The sequence below is a fragment of the Streptomyces sp. NPDC021622 genome, assembly GCF_040640795.1.
Classification (GTDB): Bacteria; Actinomycetota; Actinomycetes; order Streptomycetales; family Streptomycetaceae; genus Streptomyces.
Map to the genome: position 1 here is coordinate 1 of NZ_JBFACK010000022.1, position 18962 is coordinate 18962.

An 18962-nucleotide genomic window follows, 5' to 3' on the forward strand; every position below is an offset into this window, starting at 1 on the left:
TGACAGAGCACTTCATGCATGAGGACCGAGAGGGATCGAGGATGACGCGAGGCCGTCAACCGTCTCTGAGGCACCTCGGGAATGGCTGGCTGACCCATGTGGTCATCGACGTTGCTACCTACAACTGCCAGCCCCACGAGAGTGTGCTTGCGCTCGCAGCACACAAAGATGAGTGTGGCAGGGCCCCACTCCGGACCGAAACCGGAGGGGGAAGGGTGGGGTACGGTCGATCGGCCGCAGGATTTCGGCTGGGAGCAATTGTCGGCTCCGAGCCCAGGATGAGTGCCGCCCCCGGCGAGCGCCGGGCTTGGATTGACGATGGACAGGCCGGCCGTTTGCCGCACTCCAGAAGAGGCGTTCTGGGCGGGATACAACGAGCCTTGCGAGCACGGTCTCTTGGACCCGAACGAATGCCTGCGCTGTCGACTGATCGATGCAGAGGTAGGCCGACTCGCTGTGCTGCACCGCAACTACCTGAAGGTGCATCTCAACGAGTCAGCTGCGGCCTGAGCCGGTGCATGGATTCTGCTTCACGGCTCCGTCAACGTCGGGTGCTGTAGCCGATCACTGCGGCGAGGGCCGCGAGCACCGCGACGCTGGTGAGGGCGATGGGCAGGGTGAACCAGTCGGCCATGAATCCGATGGCGGGCGGTCCCAGGAGCATGCCGCCGTAGCCGAGCGTGGAGGCGGTCGCGACGCCGCTCGGTCCGGCCAGGGCGCCGGCACGTTCCACTGCGACCGGGAAGATGTTGGCGAGGCCGAGTCCGGTGATGGCGAAGCCGAGGAGCGCCAGCCATACGGACGGGGCGAGTGCGCCCAGGAGCATGCCTGCGGCGGCCGTCGTGCCGCCGGCGACGAGTATCGCGGTCTGGCCGAGGCGTTCGAGCAGGGTTGTTCCGCTGAGCCGGCCGATGGTCATGGCGAGGGCGAAGCAGGAGTAGCCGGCGGCTGCGATGCCCGGGGCGGCGTCGAGGTCCTGCTCGAGATGCAGGGCGCCCCAGTCGGCCAGTGCTCCTTCGCCGAACGCCGTGCAGAGGGCGATGAGGCCGAAGACGAGGACAAGGCCGCGGGTGCGGCTTTCCAGGTGGCGCGGGGCGCCGTCCTCGCGATGGACGTCGCTCGGCGGGTTCGGGGGTTCGAGGCGGAGCAGGGTGCGTCCTGCGACGGCGGTGACGATCAGGCCGATCACGGTGAGGCCAAGCAGGTGGCGCGTGGGGGACAGGGATCCGGCGATCAGTCCGCCGAGGCCCGCGCCGACCATGCCGCCCAAGCTGAAGGCGGCATGGAAGCTGGGCATGATCGGGCGGCGCAGGGCGGCGACCAGGTCTACGGCCGCGCTGTTCATCGCGACATTTATCCCGCTCAAAGTCTGCTAAACACGAAGAAGCGAAGGCTGGTTGAGGGCTCGCCCATGCTGCCTCCCTGACAGCCGGTCTTCCCACGTAACTCGGTTGATTGTTACGGAGGCCGCGATGCTGCCGACTCCACAACGACCCTGTCTGTACTGCCGGTTGTCATACGCGCCGGATGGGTCCCTCGAAAAGGTTGAGCGCCAGGAAGCCGATGGCCGCGCAATGGCACTGCGTCTCAACTGGCCTGACTTTTGCTGCGTGTACGTCGACAACTCGCGCAGCGCATGGCAGCGCAACCGTAAGCGGCCGCGCTGGGACGCCATGCTCCTCTCGTTGGAGACCAACGCCGATCACCAGCATGACGGGATCATGGTCTATCACGGCGACCGTCTCATCCGGCAGCCGTACGACCTGGAGCTCCTCCTCAGCGTTGCTGATACGAGGCGTATCCCGCTTGCTTCCGTCTCGGGCATCCGTGACCTGAGTAATCCGGATGATCGATTCATCCTGCGCATCGAAGCTGCACAAGCATGCCGGGAATCGGATGACATCTCCAGACGTGTGAAGCGCGGGGTGAAGGCCCGGGTAGTGAAGGGCCGTGCACGCCCTGGCGGTCGACGTCCATACGGCTGGGGTGCGCCGACAGGGAGAACGCGAATCAAGGTTGATCCCGAGACGGGCAACGAGCGCGAACTGCCTGTACTCGACTACGACAGGATCGTTCCCGAGGAGGTCGCGCACCTGAGGGAAGTCGGCCAGATGGTCCTTGCGGGCCTGAGTAAGTACGGCGCAGTGCGATGGATGAACCAACGCAGTGCTACCTCGATGGGCAATCCCTGGTGCCCGTCAACTCTGACGCGTGCCCTCACCGCATGGAGGATGGCCGGCCTGATCGAGCACGAAGGGATGCTCCACGAAGCCGTCTGGGACAAGGTCATCGCCCTGGAGATGCTCGAAGATCTCAAGGCTCTCTTTGCTGAGAGTCGGGACTCCTACGGCTACTTCGGGAAGGAACGCAGGCACTTGTTGACTGGCATCGGGGTCTGCTCTCAGTGCCATAAACCAGGTGGGGCTGATGGAGCCCCTGCTAAGTGTGCGAAGTCCGTGCGGATCTGCGAGCACCAGCACATGCCGCTATGGGCGAAGCCGGTCGGGAGTCCAGGACACGAATCCCGTATCTATTACTGCAGGTTGTGTGGGAGGGGCCGCAATGAACTGCTCCTTGACGCCTACGTCGAGGGGAGGGTGCTCCGGCTCCTGGCAGATCCACGATTCGTCGCCGAGCTGAATCAGGCGGATGACGAGCAGCGCCCAGGCGTGAGCGAGGAGATCGCAGGGTTTGAGCGACGGAAGGCCACGCTGTACACGCAGATAGAGCATGCGGCGGAGCACCCAGACCTGGATCCCGTCGTCCTCATGCGGGCGATCACCTCGTACGACCGCAAGTTGATCCAGCTGCGTGCCCAACTGGAGGCGACAGCCCAGCAATGCCTGGTGAGGCGTATGGCCGGGATCACGCGTAGGGAGTGGGAGCAGGAGCCCGTCGAAGTGCGCGCTTCAACGGTTAAGGCGCTCTTCCACGTAGCCATCTTGCCGGCGCAGCGGCGGGGGCCAGGATTTTCCCCGGACTCAGTCAAGATCTGGCGCAGAACACTCTCTGCCGAGCGGAATGGCGAGGGAGACGACAGCGCACCTTCGCCCCGTCAGGTGCAGTCTGCCAACTGACAATCTCCACCGACAGCACGCTGCGATACGAGGGCTCCACCTGCCCTCGATCGCGGTGTCTGGAATTCGGGCCACCCGCTGTAAGTGCTGTTGCTGGATTCTGGATACGTCGATGGTTTGGCAGCGCTTAGGGTGCAACCTGTCGGGCAACTCGACGGATTTAGCGGGGTGTACTACCAAGAAAGATGATCGGCGATCCAGACGGCTGCAGCGCGCACCAGCCCACCGCATACTCCTGCCGCTGCGGCCCGCTGTAGGTCTCGCCTTGAGGTAGATGGATCGTGCTCATGCCCGCAGGGGCCTCGGCCCTGAGGAGGCTTTGCGTTGTCGGTGTCCGACTGACGTGCGGCGGGCGTGGGGGCTGAGGCTCGACGAAACACGAGTATGCCTTCCGTTCGCTTACGCATCAGGGTTTCCTGGCGCAGCTTCAGGCTCGTTCGATGTCGAGGTACTCAACAGCCCCATGGATAACTCCGGTCAAGGCGCCCCATCTTCCGCTGCCGTCGGACTAGGTGAAACCCTGTGTGGACGGTGTCGGACACCGTGGGACGGCAGGGGGGACCGTATGCCGGCGCTCAACAGGCCACTGATCGCTGAGGGAGCCCACAAGTCGCTCAACACGCTGCTGCACTCCCTCCATCTGAAGGCCGGGCATCCCAGCTGTCGGCAGTTGGAGAAGGAGATCGGTCAGGCGGGGATATCGCGAAGCACGATCCATGATGCTTTTAGTAGTCCGAGACTTCCAGCCCAGGACGTGGTCATGGCCCTCGTGGATCATTTGACCAGCAAGACACCGATGGCCAACCCGAAACGGGCGAAGGTGAATCGGCGCCTGGTGTACGAGATGTGGGTACGTGCCGCGGAGCGGCTGAGCGAAGAAGCCAACCCCGGCGAATCACCGACAAAGCAGGGAAGCGCTGGGGCGCCTTCGACGCAACTGCCGCAGGAATCCAGTCTGGTGAATTCCATCTACGTCACTGTCGATGAGGCGGCCATTCTGTTGGGCGTCTCAAGGCAGCTGATTTACCGGATGGTACACGCTGGTGAAATGGCCGCGATTCGAGTGGGGCGGATGTATCGCATTCCGGAGGGGGAAGTGTGGAGAACGGAGCGCGTCCTGGGGCACGGTTCCGTTGAGTCGTGAGATCCGTAGGCGGTCGGCCACTTCCTGAGCTGTCAACCAGCGCTCGTGAGGCGTGGGATTCGGCATCAGTGCCCCACAGCCCGCACCGCGGGGAGCGGACGGATGAACAGCGACAGGCTGGCGTGAATGTGCCGTGGCACCCCGCGCAGGGTCACTTGCTCCAGCTGGATGAGGCCGGCGCGGAGCGCGGCCGGTGCCAGGAACCCGGGGATCGTCGTCGAGCAGCTACCTGCGGCATGACTGTGGGTGATGAACGCGAGAAGTCCAGCCGTGCTCAGAAGGGTGTTCCACGGGACCTGGTCGATCCAGTCGGTCAACCGTGCGTCCACGCACGCGATCACCATGTCGAAGCGCTCGGGGTCGGACTCGATGGACTCTGCCCGGTCCTTGAGAGTCCGATGGGCGACTGTATGCGGGGCAGGCGGCCATGGCGTCGGTCCGGGTCCGGACTGCACTGTCGTGGGCCCGAGGCTGCGGCCCGGCGGCCGACGGACCGGAAGGACCGTGCGCACGGCGACCGGTCTGCCCAGTCCGGAGGCGGACTCGGCGGCCTTGCCCAGAGGGCCGCTTTGGTTGTGGTGGGGGTCATCTGCGTCCGCCGTGAGCAACAGCACCGTCTCGCGAGGCTGACAGTAGTGAGTGACCACGTCGAGGACGGCGAGTGTCAGCCAGTCGGGGGTGCCGTGGCCGTCCGGCGGGTCGTAGAACTGCGGCATCTCTGAACCCTCGTGTTCCTCTTCGGTGACGTGTTCTGTCGCCTCAAGAGGCCGGGATTCGCCGCGACTTTCGACACCGGTCGGCAAGCTTCCCCAGCCGCGATCGTCGGAATGGCTGTTGTCGGCGTCCTGAACTTCCGCTGCCAGCACTACTAAACGGGCTGGTCAGGCACTGCTGCGGTGCTGCTAAACGGCACTTGAACAGTCAGTATGCAACAGCCTGAGCGCGCCACCGCACGACCGCCTACCGCTATGTACCAAGTCAGGTGACCGACGTACTGACCTAGGTGGCAGTTGCTGCTCTCTTGGCGGCAGGCGTGCTTGCTGAGGGCGTCAGGACGTTGGTCGCTCTCGAAGGAGGCGTCTCCATGTCAGGCGCCAGGCATGATGCCCGCGGGGCCGCGGGCTGGCGATCGGACGGGCAACTGCCGTTGAGCATCGCCCGACAGTGCTTCAAGGCGCTGGTGAGGGGGCCGCAGCCACTGGCCCTGGACTGCCGAACTCTCGCTGGGCTGCCCCAAGGCCTCGTCCCTCTGGACGAGTTGCTCGATCAGTTGCTCCACGGGCATTGCCCACGCGCCACGAAGGACGCTGTCTGGTCCGAGCTCGTGCAGCGCTCGCGGGCCGATGGTGCCATCTGGACCCTTGCCTGCACGGGAATGGCCCTGCCCGCGCTGGCCAAGGTTTCGAGACGGCTCGCGACGTCCTACCCCGGGGACCCGGCCGACGTACACGCCGAAGTCCTCACCGGGTTTCTGGGGGCGCTGCCCACCATCGATCTGGACCGGCCGCGTGTGCTCGTGCGGCTCAAGTGGGCTGCGTACCGACGGGGATTCGCCGCGCTCTCCGAAGCATTGGACGCTCCCACCCCTGCTGGCCCCGGATTCGAGTCCGCCCCGCCGAGACCGCCGTGGGGTCATCCCGACCTCGTGCTGGCGCGGGCGGTCCGGTCGGGAGTCCTGACCCGGACCGAGGCGCACCTGATCGGCAGTACCCGGCTGGACAAGGAGTCCGTCAGCGACTGGGCGTGCGCCCACAAGGCGACTCCTGCCGCTGTCTACAAAGCCCGGCGCCGGGCCGAACACCGACTGATCGCATTCATACGGGACGGAATCCGGACCGGTGGTGCGGACGACCCGGTAGCCGGAGCCGCGATGGCGGGCATCGCGGGACCCAAGTTGTCCAAAGGCGCCGCCTAGCGCGGTCTTCTCGGGTGCGGGGGCTCCTCATCGACCGCTGCTTCCGCGATTCCCGCTCCGTCCTCGGAGGTGCTCCCGATGCGCCAGAAGTCTCCCCGCACCATCTGGAACCGCATAGCCCGGTGGGTACTCCTGGGCCTGCTCACAACCGCATTCTCTGTTGTCTGCGTCCCCTTGGCATTCGCCGTGGAGGCTGGCCAGGTGCTTGCGTTGGCCAAGTCCGTCAACGAAGTCCTGGACAACATCCGCAACTGGATCATGGGCGTCCTGGCCGGTCTGGCGACGGTGTTCCTCACGGTCGGGGGCGTGCGCTACCTCATGGCCGGCGGGGACCCCGGCGAGGTCGAGAAGGCCAAGACCGCCTTCAAGAGCGCGGGGTGGGGATACAGCCTTGCCGCCCTGGCTCCACTCGTCGTCGCGATCCTCAAGGGGATCGTCGGGGCGGGGGACTGATGAGCCTCTTCCTGATGTCCGCCAGCCTGGCTTGTGCGCCCGCTGCATCTTCGCCGCGGCACGCTGAGGCTGCCGTCACCGCCGCCCCGGACGGCATCGAAGACTGGGTGGCAAAAGGGGTCACCGCGGCCATCAACGCCTTCTTCGAAGGGCTGGTGAGCGCCGCGCTCAAGCCGCTCCTGGATCTGCTCAGCCATACGCTGCTCGCCACACCGACTCCTGATTCGCTGCCGCGAGTCGGCGAGCTCTGGACGGACTCGTGGCAGATCACGATGGCCTGCTACTCGCTCCTGATCATGGTGGCCGGGGTTCTCCTGATGACTCACGGGACGGTTCAGGCCCGCTACTCGATCCGGGAGATCGGGCCACGGATCCCGCTGGGATTCCTCGCCGCCGGCCTCTCACTCATCTTCGCCGAAAAGGCGGTGGACCTCGCCAACGCGCTGTCCACGGCCGTTCTGACCGGAGGGCTCGACAAGAAGTCTGCGGGCGCGGCACTACGGGAGTTCGTCCTCAGCAGCTTCGCCTCGGACGACGGCATCTTCATGGTGCTCATGTGGGGCGCCGTAGCCGTCGTCCTCGTGGCACTGCTCGTGACCTACATCGTGCGGGTCGCGCTGACGATCCTCCTGATCGCCGGGGCCCCGCTGGCCCTGATGTGCCATGCCCTGCCGATGACGGACGGGGTCGCGCGCTGGTGGTGGCGGATCTTCGGCGGGCTGCTGGTGATCCAGGTAGCTCAGTCCATGGCCTTGATCGTGGCCATCCGGGTGTTCCTGACGCCCGGGAACTTCAGCCCGTTCGGTCCGACACAGAACGGGTTCGTCAGCGCGCTCGTAGTGCTCGGGCTCATGTACATCCTCTTCAAGATTCCGTTCTGGATTCTTGGGTCGGTGCGCGTCGGTCATGGGCGGTCGTTCGCCGGCCGGTTGGTGCGCGCTGCTGTGGCCTACAGGGTCTTCGGGATGATGCGCGGCGTGGCCGGACGTGGTGGCGCGGGCGGCCATGGCCCGCGTGGGGGAGGTGGGCCCGGTGGGGGTAGGCCTCCCGCCGTCTCCCCGGTGACTCCTCCTGGCCGTGGTCCGGCACCCATCGGCGCGAGGCGGGGCCGAGGTGTTGCCGGCCCTCAGCGGGGCGGCGTTACGGGAGTACCCCGTCGGCCTCCCGGAGCACCGCTGTTCCTCGCCCCGAACCAGGCATCCCAGGGATCGCCTTCCAGTTCCGGTACCCGGACAAGGGCGATGGGCCACCCCGCGCAGGCCCCAGCAATGCCTCGCTTTCAGGAGCCTGGCGCGCATGCCCGCCCGCCCGTCGTCCGCCCCTTGCGAGCCGCGCAACCCCCCGCTCCAGCGACCTTCCGAGCTCCCGTACAGGGCTACAGCGGTTCTCCGTCGCACAGGGGCACCGCGCCGACGCCACCACTTCCCCGCACCTTCTCCCGCCCAGGAGGTGACCGGCCATGACCCAGCCCGTGCGCATTCCCGCAGACGTCGATCACGAGGACACGGTGCTGGGGAATCTCAACGCCCGGCAGCTGCTGATCCTCGCCCTCACCGGCGCCGTCCTCTACGGCTTCTGGTCACTCACCCGAAGCGTTGTACCGCTCCCCGTTGTTCTGCTCGTCGCCTTGCCCTTCGGAGGCGTGGCCACGCTGCTCGCGCTCGGAAGCCGCGACGGCCTGTCTCTGGACCGGCTCGCCTTGGCCGCCGTTCGGCAGCGAATGGCGCCGAGTTATCGGGTCGCAGCGTCGGAGGGCTTCCATCCGTCGCCTGCCTGGCTGCGCGAGCGCGCGAACCCTGCGGGGCACTCGCACGACCCGACGCTTTCGCCGGACTTTGCCCCGGCGCAGCTGAGGCTGCCCGCCGAGGACGTATCGGAGGCCGGTGTGGTGGACCTCGGGACCGACGGAGTCGCGCTGGTCGCCATCTGCGGAACGGTCAACTTTGCGCTCCGAACCCCCACCGAGCAGGAGGCCCTCGTCAGCTCCTTCGGGCGCTATCTGCATTCGCTCACCTCACCGGTGCAGATCCTCATACGAGCTGAGCGCCTTGATCTCTCAAGTCAGATCAGTGAGCTACGGGAGTACGCTCCCCAACTGCCGCACCGCGCCCTCGAGACGGCAGCACATGAACATGCCCAGTACCTGGGGCAGTTGGCGCGCGAAGCCGATCTGCTGCGCCGCCAGGTCCTGCTTGTCCTACGCGAGCCCGTCCACTCCGCTGTCCGACGGGCCGACGAGCTCGATGGGGCCTCGCCTCTCTCCGGACTCGCTCTGCGCAAGACGCGCTCGGGTACGTCCAACCGGCGGTTCCTCAGCGAGGACCACGCCCAGCGCCGTGCCGCAGAATCCCGTCTCGCGCAGCGGCTGACAGAAGCTGCCGAGCTGCTGGGTCCCATCGGAATCGTCGTCGCACCGCTGGACTCGGCGCAGGCCACTGCCGTGCTCACGGCCGCCTGCAACCCGGACAGTCTGGTGCCTCCGTCACCTGCGTCGGCCAGTTCTTGGCAAGTCATCACCGGGACTCCTGAGGCTGGGGCTGAGCCGTATGAAGCACCGTGATCGCGGGCGTCGCAGCCGACCTCACGCCGCCACAGGACGAGAAGAAGCACGGCCGATGCGCGATGCCGCCTTCGTTCCCGATTCCTTGGCTGTGGCGGCGCGACACCTTGAGATCGGAGCCGAGTGGGTGGCTTCCTTTGCCGTCACTGGCTACCCCCGCGAGGTCCACCCGGGCTGGCTGCAGCCCCTGCTGACCTATCCGGGGCGCGTAGATGTTTGCCTCCACATCGAACCGATCGACTCAGTGACGGCTGCCAACCGGCTCAAGCGGCAGTTGGCACGCCTCGAATCCAGCCGACGCTACGGCCAGGACAAGGGACGACTTCTCGACCCCCAGGTCGAGGCCGCCACCGAGGACGCGTACGACTTGTCGTCCCGCATCGCCCGCGGCGAAGGCAAGCTTTACCGTCTCGGCCTCTACCTCACGGTGCACGCCTCCGGCGAGGAGGCGCTCAGGAACGAGGTGGCCGCAGTCCGCTCGCTGGCCGCCAGCCTGCTCCTCGATGCCAAACCGGTCACCTACCGCAGCCTCCAGGGCTGGGTCACCTGCCTGCCCATGGGCCTGGATCTCCTGAAGACGCGCCGCACATTCGACACCAGCGCCCTGGCCGCGGCCTTCCCCTTCACGAGCCCCGATCTGCCGTCAGCCGACCCCACTTCGGCCGCGGCTCCGAACGGAGTGCTCTACGGCTACAACGTCGGCAGCCAGGGCCTGGTCCACTGGGACCGTTTCGCTCAGGACAACCACAACTCGGTCATCCTCGGCCGCTCCGGCGCCGGCAAGTCGTACCTGGGCAAGTTGGAGTTGCTGCGCTCGCTGTATCGCGGGATCGAGATTTACGTCGTCGACCCCGAGGACGAGTACGCCCGCCTCGCCGGATCCGTTGGTGGCACCTACGTGCACCTGGGGAGCGAGAACGTACGACTCAATCCCTTCGACCTTCCCGTCCACACCCGCCCGGACGGGCGTCGTACCGCTCCCAGGGACGCGCTTGTGCGCCGGTCGCTGTTCCTGCACACCGCCGTCGGCGTGCTGTTGGGCGGTCCGATACCGCCTGCCGAACGGGCCGCGCTGGATCGTGCCATCACGGCGACGTACCAACAGGCCGGGATCACCGCGGACCCGCGCAGCTGGATGCGCCCCGCGCCGCTTCTCAGCGACCTGACCGACGTCCTCAGCCGATCCAAGGACCGCGAGGCCGGTGAACTGGCAGCGCGGCTCGCGCCGTTCGTCCACGGCCCATTCTCCGGGCCAACGACTCGTCGCCCCGAGGGACACCTCGTGGTCTTCTCCTTGCGAGACCTGGCCGATGAGCTGAAGGGCATCGGAACCCTCCTAACCCTCGACGCGGTCTGGCGCCACGTGTCCAACCCAGCGGCGCGCAGGCCCCGATTGGTGGTCGTCGACGAAGCATGGCTGCTGATGCGGGAGCCGGCCGGGGCTGACTTCCTGTTCCGTATGGCCAAGGCCAGCCGCAAGCACTGGGCAGGGTTGACCGTCGCCACCCAGGACACCGCCGACCTGCTCGGCACCGAACTCGGGAAGGCCGTGGTGTCCAACGCCGCCACACAGATCCTGCTCCGCCAGGCGCCCCAGGCCATCGACGAGATCACTCGGACTTTTGATCTGTCGGACGGGGAGCGGCAGTTCCTCCTCACCGCGGACCGAGGGCAGGGGCTGCTGTGCGCGGGCCCCCAGCGGGTGGCCTTCCACGGCGTCGCCTCTCCGACTGAGCACTTCCTCGTGACGACGAACCCGGCCGAGCTCGCTGCGTACGCGGAGGACGAGATGGCAACTGCGGTGTCCCACGACTCATTCCTGGAGTTCGAGGCCTCGGATGACGACCCACGTGTTGGGTCGGACGAGACATCGGACGGCCATATCGAACTCGACCTGACGTGAGGGCGGGATGGGCATGTCCTTCGCCGCCGTCGCATCCGGGATTTCCGTCGCCGGACCGCGTCTGGACGAGTATCTGCGCGATCCACTCGGCTTCATGGAGGCCTGTGCCTCGTACCTCCATCAGCTCCTCCGCGTCTGGGGTCCGTTCGCGCTCCCCGCTCTCGCGCTCGTACTCACCACGATGGTCGTGATCCACCGTTGGTGGAGGCGGCGTTGTCGCAGAGCGCTGGCCGCTCACGCTCACGTCCTGCGGATTCTTCCGCCACCCGAGGTCGAGCCGGCCGGCGCAGCCGTGCTGTGGTCCCACCTCGTCGGCCTGCTGCGACCGGCGTGGCGCCGGTTGCTGACGGGCCAGCCACACCTGTGTTGGGAGTACGTCTTCGACCACGACTGCGTCCGCATCCAGCTCTGGGTCCCCGGCGGTGTGCCTCCCGGCATGGTGGAACGAGCCGTCCAAGCCGCATGGCCGGGCACCCACACCCGCACCCACACGGCAGATTCACCCCTCCAGACGAACGGTCACCCAGAGGCCGCCACGGGGGAACTCCGGTACGCCCGCAGTGAGGCGCTCCCTCTCCGGGAGGACTTCCCAACTGACCCGCTCCGATCGCTCTTCGGAGCCGCGACCAGCCTCGGGCCGCGGGAACACGCAGTCGTCCAGATCCTTGCCCGGCCCGTCACCGGGCGCAGAGTCAGGAAGACGCGACGCGAAGCTCGGCACATTCGCCGCTCCGGTAGTCCTGCCCGCCAGGTCAGCCGCCTCCTCGACGCCATCACACCGGGCTTCCGTACCAGTGCTCGCACGAGGTCACGCGCAGCCGATCCCGTGGCCGCCCTGGAGGTGTCCGCCGAGGACCGGGCGATCGCGGCCAAGCAGCGCGGAGCTTCGTACGAGACCCGCATCCGCTATGCCGTCATCGCCACCCCTCCGGCCCACCCCGCCAGCCCAGAAGATCGCAGGCGCGTGCGCTCCCGGCTACGGGGCCACGCCCATGGCCTGGCCAGCACGTACGCCGCGTACACCGAGCACAACTACTTCCGCCGGGCTCGCTCTCGCCATGTGCTGCGCGATCTCGCCGAACGTCGCCTCAACAAGGGTGACCTCCAGTCGATCGGTGAGCTGTCGGCGCTCGCGCATCTTCCCTGGGACGCCCATTTGCCTGGTCTTCAACGGGCAGGTGCCCGCGCGGTCCCGCCTCCGCCCGGCATCGCAGTCTCAGGCTCGTCGGTCAGGCCCATCGGACTCACCGATACAGGTAAGCCCCATCCGGTCGGCGTTTACGTGGCTGACGCTCGTCAGCATGTGCACCTGCTCGGGGCAACCGGGACCGGCAAGTCGGAGCTGCTAGCCCACATAATCCTGGCCGATGCGGAGGCCGGCCGGGGGCAAGTCGTGGTCGACCCGAAAGGAGATCTCGTCACCGACGTCCTGATGCGGCTGCCTGAGCATCTGGGCGAGAAGGTGGTGCTACTTGATGCCGACAGTAGGTCCCGTCCTCCCGTTCTCAACCCCCTTGAGGGCAAGGACGCCGAACGGGCCGTGGACAACCTGGTGTCGATCTTCTCCCGGGTCTACGCGTCGTCCTGGGGGCCTCGCACCGACGACATCCTCCGTGCGGGCCTGCTGACTCTCCGGGCCCTGCCTGGCACCCCGACTCTCGTCGATCTGCCCAAGCTCTTGTCCGTCCCCGCCTTCCGGCAGCGTGCGGTCCAACAGATCCACGACGATGTGCTCCGCGGCTTCTGGTCCTGGTACGACGCGCTGTCCGGGCCGGCCCGTGCCCACGTCACGGCTCCGCTGATGAACAAGCTCCGCGGGTTCCTGCTCCGCCCGTTCGTACGTCAAGCACTCGCCGGAGGGCCCTCGACGGTCCACATGGACCAGGTCCTTGACCGTGGCGGGATCTGTCTCGTCCGGATCGCAAGGGACGCTCTCGGCGCCGAGACCGCCCATCTCGTCGGCTCCGTCGTGGTCGCCCGCACCTGGCAAGGGGCTACCCGCCGGGCGCACATTCCGCAGACCCAACGCCGCGACGCGTCGCTCTACATCGATGAAGCCCACCACTTCCTCAACCTGCCGTACGCGCTGGGAGACATGCTCGCCGAGGCACGCGGCTATCGGCTCTCGGTGACCTTGGCGCACCAGTACCTGCGCCAGCTCCCGCGAGAGCTCGAAGAGGGAATCAGCACGAACGCCCGCACCAAGATCTTCTTCAACGCCTCACCCGAGGACGCGCACCATCTCGTACGGCACACCGAGCCTCGCATCACCGAGCACGACCTCTCACATCTCGACGCCTTTCATGCAGTCGTACGCCCCGTGCTGCACGGTGCCCAGATGCCCGCGTTCACAGCGGTCACCCAACAACTGCCACCGCCGGCCCCTGGACGCGCCAAGAGAATCCGGGCCGCCGCCCGCCGCAATGCGCGCCCGGAGGCGGGGCCCACCCCTCTCCCAACGCCCGGCAGCCCCACCGCAGATCCCCGACGCACCAACTGACCAAGACACTCCCGGAACCTCTGGAGGCAGGACCTCATGATCACCAACCCCACCCCTCAACGCTCCCTCCGTGGTCACCGACCCGCGCGCCTCAGCGGACGGACCGCCGCCACCGGTGACTACATCGCGCGTCTCGCCCCGCGCCTGACGCCGCGCGACCGGTGGCTGATCCGCATGCTGTACGAGCACAAGGTCTTCACCACACACCAGATCTCCGAGCTCGCCTGGCCCTCGGTCCGCGCCGCCAACATCCGTCTGCTGCAGCTCTTCAAGTGGCGAGTCCTCGACCGCTTCCAGCCCTTCATCTCGTACGGATCCGCGCCCATGCACTACGTCCTCGACGTCACCGGAGCCGCCGTGCTCGCTCGCGAAGCCGGGACTGATGCCCACGACTTGGGCTACCGGCACGAGCAGGCCGTCGGTATCGCCTACTCACTCCGCCTGGCGCACACGATCGGAGTCAACGACTTCTTCACCGCGCTCATCGCCCACTCGCGCAGGGCGAATGCTCGTGAGCGGCTCATCACGTGGTGGTCCGAGGGCCGCTGTCAGCGGCACTTCGGGGACGTCGTGCGCCCGGACGCGTACGGCCGCTGGCGGGAGCGAACAGGTGAGTTCGAGTGGTTCCTGGAGTACGACACCGGCACAGAGCGCCCAGCCAACCGCGTCGGCGCCAAGCTGCCCGGGTACGCCAAGCTGGCCGAGCACACAGGCATCACCACGCCCGTCCTCGTGTGGACCACCACGACGCAGCGCGAAGTACGGGTCCGGTCGGCGATGACCGAGGCGCGTTCCGCACTCGAGTCACCTCTCCATGTACCGGTCGCCACAACGAGCGCGGAACGCCTCGCAGATGAATCGCTCTCCGACCCGTCGGATGCCTGCTGGCTCCCCTTGGGCGCTGGTACGGCGCCCCACCGACGCTTCCACCTGGCCGAGTTGAGCACGGTCTGGCCCCATCTCGCCCCGCTCGCCTGCAGCGCGCCGGGCCCGGGCGGCGGAGGTGACACAGACCGTCAGGTGCCTCCACCAATACCGCAGCCCCCAGAATCCTCCGCCGCGTGATGCGAGGGGTGATCTCCGATGCTCAAGCTGGTAGCCGCAGTAGCCGCCGCCCTGTTGCTGATCACTACGGCGGCCGCTGCCGGAGCGACCTCTTTCCTCACCTCCCTGGCAGGCCAGGGAAGCCGACCCAGCTCAGCCGCGGCCTCGGACATCCCGGCGGACTACCTGGCTCTTTACCAGCAGGCCGCTCCTTCATGCCCCGGTCTGGACTGGTCCGTACTGGCCGCCATAGGAAAGATCGAGTCGGACCACGGCCGCTCCCGCCTCCCGGGCGTCCACCGCGGTGCCAACTACGCGGGAGCACGCGGCCCCATGCAGTTCCTCAGCACCACCTTCGCGGAGGTCACTGCGAAGCATCACTTCCCCGAAGGGGGCTCCCGACCGCCCTCTCCTTACAACCCGCACGACGCTGTGTACGCGGCTGCCGCCTACTTGTGCGACTCCGGGGCTCGCGGCGGACGCGACCTCCGTGGAGCGATCTTCACGTACAACCGCGCGAGCTGGTACGTGTCCAAGGTCCTGAGGCAGGCCGAGAGATATCGAACCGGGGGCACCTCCAGGAGGGTCAAGGAGGCCGCTCCTGCCGCACAGCGAGCCGTCAACTACGCCGAGGGAAAGCTCGGAACGCCCTATGTCTGGGGTGGCGACGGCCCAGCCGCCGGCGACCGCGGGTTCGACTGCTCCGGCCTCACAAAGGCTGCGTACGCGGCAGCAGACGTCACTCTGCCTCGTACAGCGGAGCAGCAGTATCGAGCCGGCCCTCGGCTCGCCGCCGGGAAGCAACTCCGACCCGGTGATCTCGTCTTCTACGGCTTACAGGGGCGGATTCATCATGTCGGCCTGTACATAGGGCAAGGCCGGATGATCCACGCACCCGGAAGGAATTACCACATCAAGATCTCGCCGTACCGCTACGGCGGGGACGATTACGCCGGTGCCACAAGGCCCATTTAAATGATCACGACAGCATCGCCAGGCCTGGCCCTCGACTGTCCACGTCTGCGGCTCGCTTCAAGTGAGGTGCTGACAAGCCGCTTAGAGCTCGTAACAGGATCCTCTTGAGGTGCCCTGGTTGGGCGTGACTGATGTGACGATTCGGCCGTTCGGGAGGGTGTGAGTGTTCGGCCGTGGATCGTGGATGACGACTTGTGGATGCTGATCGAATCGCTGCTGCCGCCCTGGCCGGAGCGGTCACCCGGCCTGTGGCGGACCGGCTCTGCCTGCAGGGCATCCTGTACGTCCTCTAGACCGACACAGCCTGGCAACTCCTGCCGCTGGAGATGGAGTTCGGCTCCAGACAGACCTGCCGCAGTAGACGGGACATCGTTGCCGTCGACCGCGGTACCAAGCGGGCCCGGGCCCACCGGGGTGAGCTGTTATGCCGAGCGCCCGCTGGGGAGTTCGCAACAGGAAATCCAGGCGGAGAGGACCCCTTTGCCTCGCTGGTCCCACACGGCACCGACCGGCTGTCTCTCTCGGCTACCTTCAGAGAAGGTGCCGCGCCGACGCCGAGGGGGATCACATGGCCGGACCACGATTCAAAATACCAACGCCGCAGGCTGCACGCCCCAAGCCGACACCTGCCCCGTCGTCGCCTGGACGTCAGCGGACGCCGGACGCGTCATCTACTCGGCGTCAGTCGTCACCGACGGTTCCTGATCCTCCTCGAGGCACGAACCAAGCCCCGCCCTCGCCGCGTACGACGCCTGACCCTCCGCAGCTCCGGGGGCAGGCTGATGCCTCGCAGAGTAAGACACCGAGACACGACCAGAGGCAGCAGTCACAGGCTCCGGTGTTGCCGGACGCCAAACACGACGTAGCCATCGGCTCCCCGCCCACGACCGCGCCGCCCGCTCCGGACGTGCGGGTGTATTTCCTCGGCGCGATAACCCACAGCCAGGTGGCGATCAACAGCGGCACGGTGACGCAGACCATGGTGAAGGAGTTCACCGAGACCTACCTGGGCGGCACGGCGCAAGCACTCTCGGAGCCAGAGGGCGGATCCGTGTCCAGCGAACCCGACCAGCCCCAACAGCCAACGCAGCAGCCGTGGTCGGCGGCAATGGACGAGGATGTGCGGTCCATCAGCGCCGAGACCTTCTGCCGCAGGTATCTGCCTCTCATGCTCGACGATCTCCAGCGCCGCATCCCGGAGCTGGGGCTGAGCAGGGCAGCTGAGGAGGCCCTCGAGCAGACGATCGTCGACCTGCGAGGCGAAGTGGCTTGCACCCCTGTCGACATGAAAGCCGTCGCCGTGGGGATGGAACACATCCATGAGGCATTGAGGACGGCACCGCAGAACGTCGTGGTCTTCCCGGACGATCCGCGGGGTGCGCCGACGGGGGAAGGAGCGCTGTGACGAGTACGGGCGGTCCGCAGTTCCACGGTGCCATCCACGGAAGTCAGATCGCTATCGGAAACCACGATGTGTCACAGCGGCAGTACGTGACCGCTGAAAGCCGGCCCGATGACGGTCTGGCCGAGGGGGTCGGCGCTCTCCTGGCGGCCCTGGAGCATCTCGGCCTGCGCGCGGAGGAGGAGACCGGGGTACGCCAGGATGCGGAGGCCGTCTTGGAGGAAGCGGCCCGACAGGAGCCGGACGTCGGGCGCCTGCGCCGCCTGATGGGGCGGATCCAGGCCGTCCTGGTCCCGATAGCGGCGGGTGCCGCCGCTGGCGCTGCCACCGGGGTGACCAATGGGACGGCTCAGCTGGCCCAGACCGTCCTCACCGATCTTCAGCAGGCTCTGCCCTGAGTGGAACGTGGGATCATTCCGCCAGCCAGCGCCGCTCCAGTTCTTCGGTCGGTAGCCATATCGGCAGGAGAGCGGGGAGCCCCGCTGCCGCGCGCTCAGCCCAGAGTTGGATGAATGCGGCGACACGCTTTTCCTGCGGCGTAGGTTCCTTCTCCTCCTCGTCGGCCTTCGGAGGGTGGGCGGACCACGGGGGAAGGAGATAGGTGGATGAGAACTCCTTGTGCCCGTCACGAGCGAGTGCCTGGTGGAAGATAGTGGTTAGCGCGGCATCGTCGAGACGACTCGTCGCAGGTGAGGGGACCTCGCCGTGGAGGTGGTTGGCGTGGTTGGCACCCTCCGCGACGGGAATGTTCGCCTTCCGCCCCACCTCGGCGAACAGTCTTTGATCGACAACCCATCCGAGATACTCCGCAGCGAGGATCATGTTCTCCACGTCGGAGTACAGGTAGCGGTGCAGCCCTGATAGTGCCGCGGCCTGGAAGACGACCAGCGCGCTGAGGGCCTCAATGTTCCGGTGGCTGTGCAGTTCAGGATCTCCGGGCACCGGCTCCAGTGAGAAGTACTGGTCCCGTTCCACGTCTCGAAAGATCCCGGTCCCGTACTTTTTCCTGCGGCGTGCGAGATTGCGGACCTTGTCGCTCGGGTTCGACGTGAACGTCCAGTCCACGTCGAACTCCACGCCCTCTCGGTGTGTGACGTGCTTCGGGTGCCGACCCCCATGGGCGTTGCTGCACGCGTTCACGTAAACGGTGAATCCGGCCTGGCAGACGAGCCGGCAGAAGTTCTCGAAGACCTGCCAGCTCTCCGGGAGGGCATGAAAGCTACGGGCGTGGAGACGCTCGCCGTCAGCGTCGATCACGGTTCCGTAGTACGGCAGCGGCTTGTCTTCGGGGCCGGCGTTCGAGGGCTTGCCCAGCTGGGCTTGGCGGTTGTCCGGCGGACCGTGGACCCAGAACTCTCTGGCTCTCATCCGCTGGGCGAGCTCAGCGGCGGGAACCCTGGTCCGGGGCGGCAGGTTGGCCTTGTGCTGCTGGAACCGGGTCACCGAGTCCAGCTTGGTGCCAGCCATCGACTGCAGGACATCGAGCGTCGTCACGAGCAGGTACTCCTCATCGGAGGAGAGGGCACGCCCGCTCCCAGAGCCGCCGAGCACCATCTCGGCATGGGCGCCGCGCGCCGATGCCCGTGCTCTGGCGAGCACCTTGACGTGACGGTCAGCGATCACGGTATACGCGGCCGTCCCATGGAAGTGGTGGTAAGCGATCCGGACGGGGACGGAGCAGAGCACCACGACGCCGGCCACGAAGTTGGCCAGGCGGGAGCCAAGCGGAGGAGCGAGAGCTGAGCCCAACGCTTCGTCGAGTTCCATGAAGGTGCCGGTGAATGCCCTGAGCGCGTAGTCGACATACACCGGGTCACCAGGCACCTGCGATGTCAGTGCCGTCCCGCCCGGGTAGCGGCGCAGGAAACGGTCACCAGTGCGCGCCGCCACGTGGAAGCCGTCGGGACTGAGCAGCGGGGCGAAGAAGCCATCCAAGAAAGTGACGGCGTCCTCCGTCTCCTTGTAGGCATCCAAGCCTGGATCTGGTCG

At 66.9% G+C, this 18962-nt stretch carries 14 protein-coding genes and 1 pseudogene; 12 read left to right on the top strand and 3 right to left on the bottom strand.

Annotated elements, in window-relative coordinates:
• Positions 1 to 541: 541 nt before the first annotated feature.
• Positions 542 to 1360: pseudogene (locus AB0G47_RS34635) on the bottom strand (MFS transporter); the annotation flags it as partial.
• 112 nt (positions 1361 to 1472) lie between these two features.
• Here AB0G47_RS34635 and AB0G47_RS34640 point away from each other — a divergent pair.
• Together AB0G47_RS34640 and AB0G47_RS34645 are read left to right on the top strand one after the other, a co-directional pair.
• The gene (locus tag AB0G47_RS34640; protein ID WP_360778077.1) at positions 1473 to 3077 is read left to right on the top strand and encodes a recombinase family protein; all 1605 of its coding nucleotides are present in this window, start codon (positions 1473 to 1475) and stop codon (positions 3075 to 3077) included.
• A gap of 565 nt (positions 3078 to 3642) precedes the next feature.
• Positions 3643 to 4221, top strand: a complete 579-nt coding sequence (locus tag AB0G47_RS34645; RefSeq protein ID WP_360778079.1) for a helix-turn-helix domain-containing protein — start codon at positions 3643 to 3645, stop codon at positions 4219 to 4221.
• A 65-nt stretch (positions 4222 to 4286) separates the two neighbouring features.
• Here the strand turns inward: AB0G47_RS34645 and AB0G47_RS34650 are convergent, their stop codons facing one another.
• A complete protein-coding gene (locus AB0G47_RS34650; protein ID WP_360778080.1) occupies positions 4287 to 5087 on the bottom strand; it encodes a hypothetical protein in 801 nt (266 codons plus the stop codon).
• Between the two features lie 218 nt (positions 5088 to 5305).
• Between AB0G47_RS34650 and AB0G47_RS34655 the strand changes: the two genes are divergently transcribed.
• The 10 genes from AB0G47_RS34655 (at position 5306) to AB0G47_RS34700 (ending at position 17371) form a co-directional block, all read left to right on the top strand.
• Positions 5306 to 6136, top strand: a complete 831-nt coding sequence (locus AB0G47_RS34655; protein WP_360778082.1) for a hypothetical protein — start codon at positions 5306 to 5308, stop codon at positions 6134 to 6136.
• Between the two features lie 78 nt (positions 6137 to 6214).
• Entirely contained in the window at positions 6215 to 6589 is a 375-nt protein-coding gene (locus AB0G47_RS34660) for a pilin (RefSeq protein WP_360778084.1), read from the top strand.
• A 14-nt stretch (positions 6590 to 6603) separates the two neighbouring features.
• Positions 6604 to 8052: a hypothetical protein gene (locus AB0G47_RS34665; protein ID WP_360778086.1), complete on the top strand. Its 1449-nt coding sequence runs from the start codon at positions 6604 to 6606 to the stop codon at positions 8050 to 8052.
• Positions 8049 to 9149 (top strand): PrgI family protein, encoded by a 1101-nt coding sequence (locus AB0G47_RS34670; RefSeq protein ID WP_360778088.1) that lies wholly within the window; start codon positions 8049 to 8051, stop codon positions 9147 to 9149. The genes AB0G47_RS34665 and AB0G47_RS34670 overlap by 4 nt, the downstream gene beginning before the upstream one ends.
• Positions 9150 to 9393: 244 nt before the next feature.
• The gene (locus AB0G47_RS34675) at positions 9394 to 11052 is read left to right on the top strand and encodes a DUF87 domain-containing protein (protein WP_360778090.1); all 1659 of its coding nucleotides are present in this window, start codon (positions 9394 to 9396) and stop codon (positions 11050 to 11052) included.
• 13 nt (positions 11053 to 11065) lie between these two features.
• The gene (locus tag AB0G47_RS34680) at positions 11066 to 13552 is read left to right on the top strand and encodes a type VI secretion protein (protein ID WP_360778092.1); all 2487 of its coding nucleotides are present in this window, start codon (positions 11066 to 11068) and stop codon (positions 13550 to 13552) included.
• 36 nt (positions 13553 to 13588) lie between these two features.
• A complete protein-coding gene (locus AB0G47_RS34685; RefSeq protein ID WP_360778094.1) occupies positions 13589 to 14617 on the top strand; it encodes a replication-relaxation family protein in 1029 nt (342 codons plus the stop codon).
• Between the two features lie 18 nt (positions 14618 to 14635).
• Entirely contained in the window at positions 14636 to 15571 is a 936-nt protein-coding gene (locus AB0G47_RS34690; RefSeq protein ID WP_360778096.1) for a bifunctional lytic transglycosylase/C40 family peptidase, read from the top strand.
• Between the two features lie 841 nt (positions 15572 to 16412).
• Positions 16413 to 16976 (top strand): hypothetical protein, encoded by a 564-nt coding sequence (locus tag AB0G47_RS34695; RefSeq protein ID WP_360778098.1) that lies wholly within the window; start codon positions 16413 to 16415, stop codon positions 16974 to 16976.
• 86 nt (positions 16977 to 17062) lie between these two features.
• Positions 17063 to 17371, top strand: a complete 309-nt coding sequence (locus AB0G47_RS34700) for a hypothetical protein (protein ID WP_360778100.1) — start codon at positions 17063 to 17065, stop codon at positions 17369 to 17371.
• 13 nt (positions 17372 to 17384) lie between these two features.
• On the opposite strand, the gene AB0G47_RS34705 is transcribed toward AB0G47_RS34700, so the two are convergent.
• Positions 17385 to 18947: a hypothetical protein gene (locus tag AB0G47_RS34705; RefSeq protein ID WP_360778102.1), complete on the bottom strand. Its 1563-nt coding sequence runs from the start codon at positions 18945 to 18947 to the stop codon at positions 17385 to 17387.
• Positions 18948 to 18962: the final 15 nt, after the last annotated feature.

Excerpts from the sequence above, each read along its gene's own strand:
- AB0G47_RS34640 (WP_360778077.1), top strand. The coding sequence starts at position 1,473 with ATGCTGCCGACTCCACAACGACCCTGTCTGTACTGCCGGTTGTCATAC.
- AB0G47_RS34645 (WP_360778079.1), top strand. The coding sequence starts at position 3,643 with ATGCCGGCGCTCAACAGGCCACTGATCGCTGAGGGAGCCCACAAGTCG.
- AB0G47_RS34655 (WP_360778082.1), top strand. The coding sequence starts at position 5,306 with ATGTCAGGCGCCAGGCATGATGCCCGCGGGGCCGCGGGCTGGCGATCG.
- AB0G47_RS34660 (WP_360778084.1), top strand. The coding sequence starts at position 6,215 with ATGCGCCAGAAGTCTCCCCGCACCATCTGGAACCGCATAGCCCGGTGG.
- AB0G47_RS34665 (WP_360778086.1), top strand. The coding sequence starts at position 6,604 with ATGTCCGCCAGCCTGGCTTGTGCGCCCGCTGCATCTTCGCCGCGGCAC.
- AB0G47_RS34670 (WP_360778088.1), top strand. The coding sequence starts at position 8,049 with ATGACCCAGCCCGTGCGCATTCCCGCAGACGTCGATCACGAGGACACG.
- AB0G47_RS34680 (WP_360778092.1), top strand. The coding sequence starts at position 11,066 with ATGTCCTTCGCCGCCGTCGCATCCGGGATTTCCGTCGCCGGACCGCGT.
- AB0G47_RS34685 (WP_360778094.1), top strand. The coding sequence starts at position 13,589 with ATGATCACCAACCCCACCCCTCAACGCTCCCTCCGTGGTCACCGACCC.
- AB0G47_RS34690 (WP_360778096.1), top strand. The coding sequence starts at position 14,636 with ATGCTCAAGCTGGTAGCCGCAGTAGCCGCCGCCCTGTTGCTGATCACT.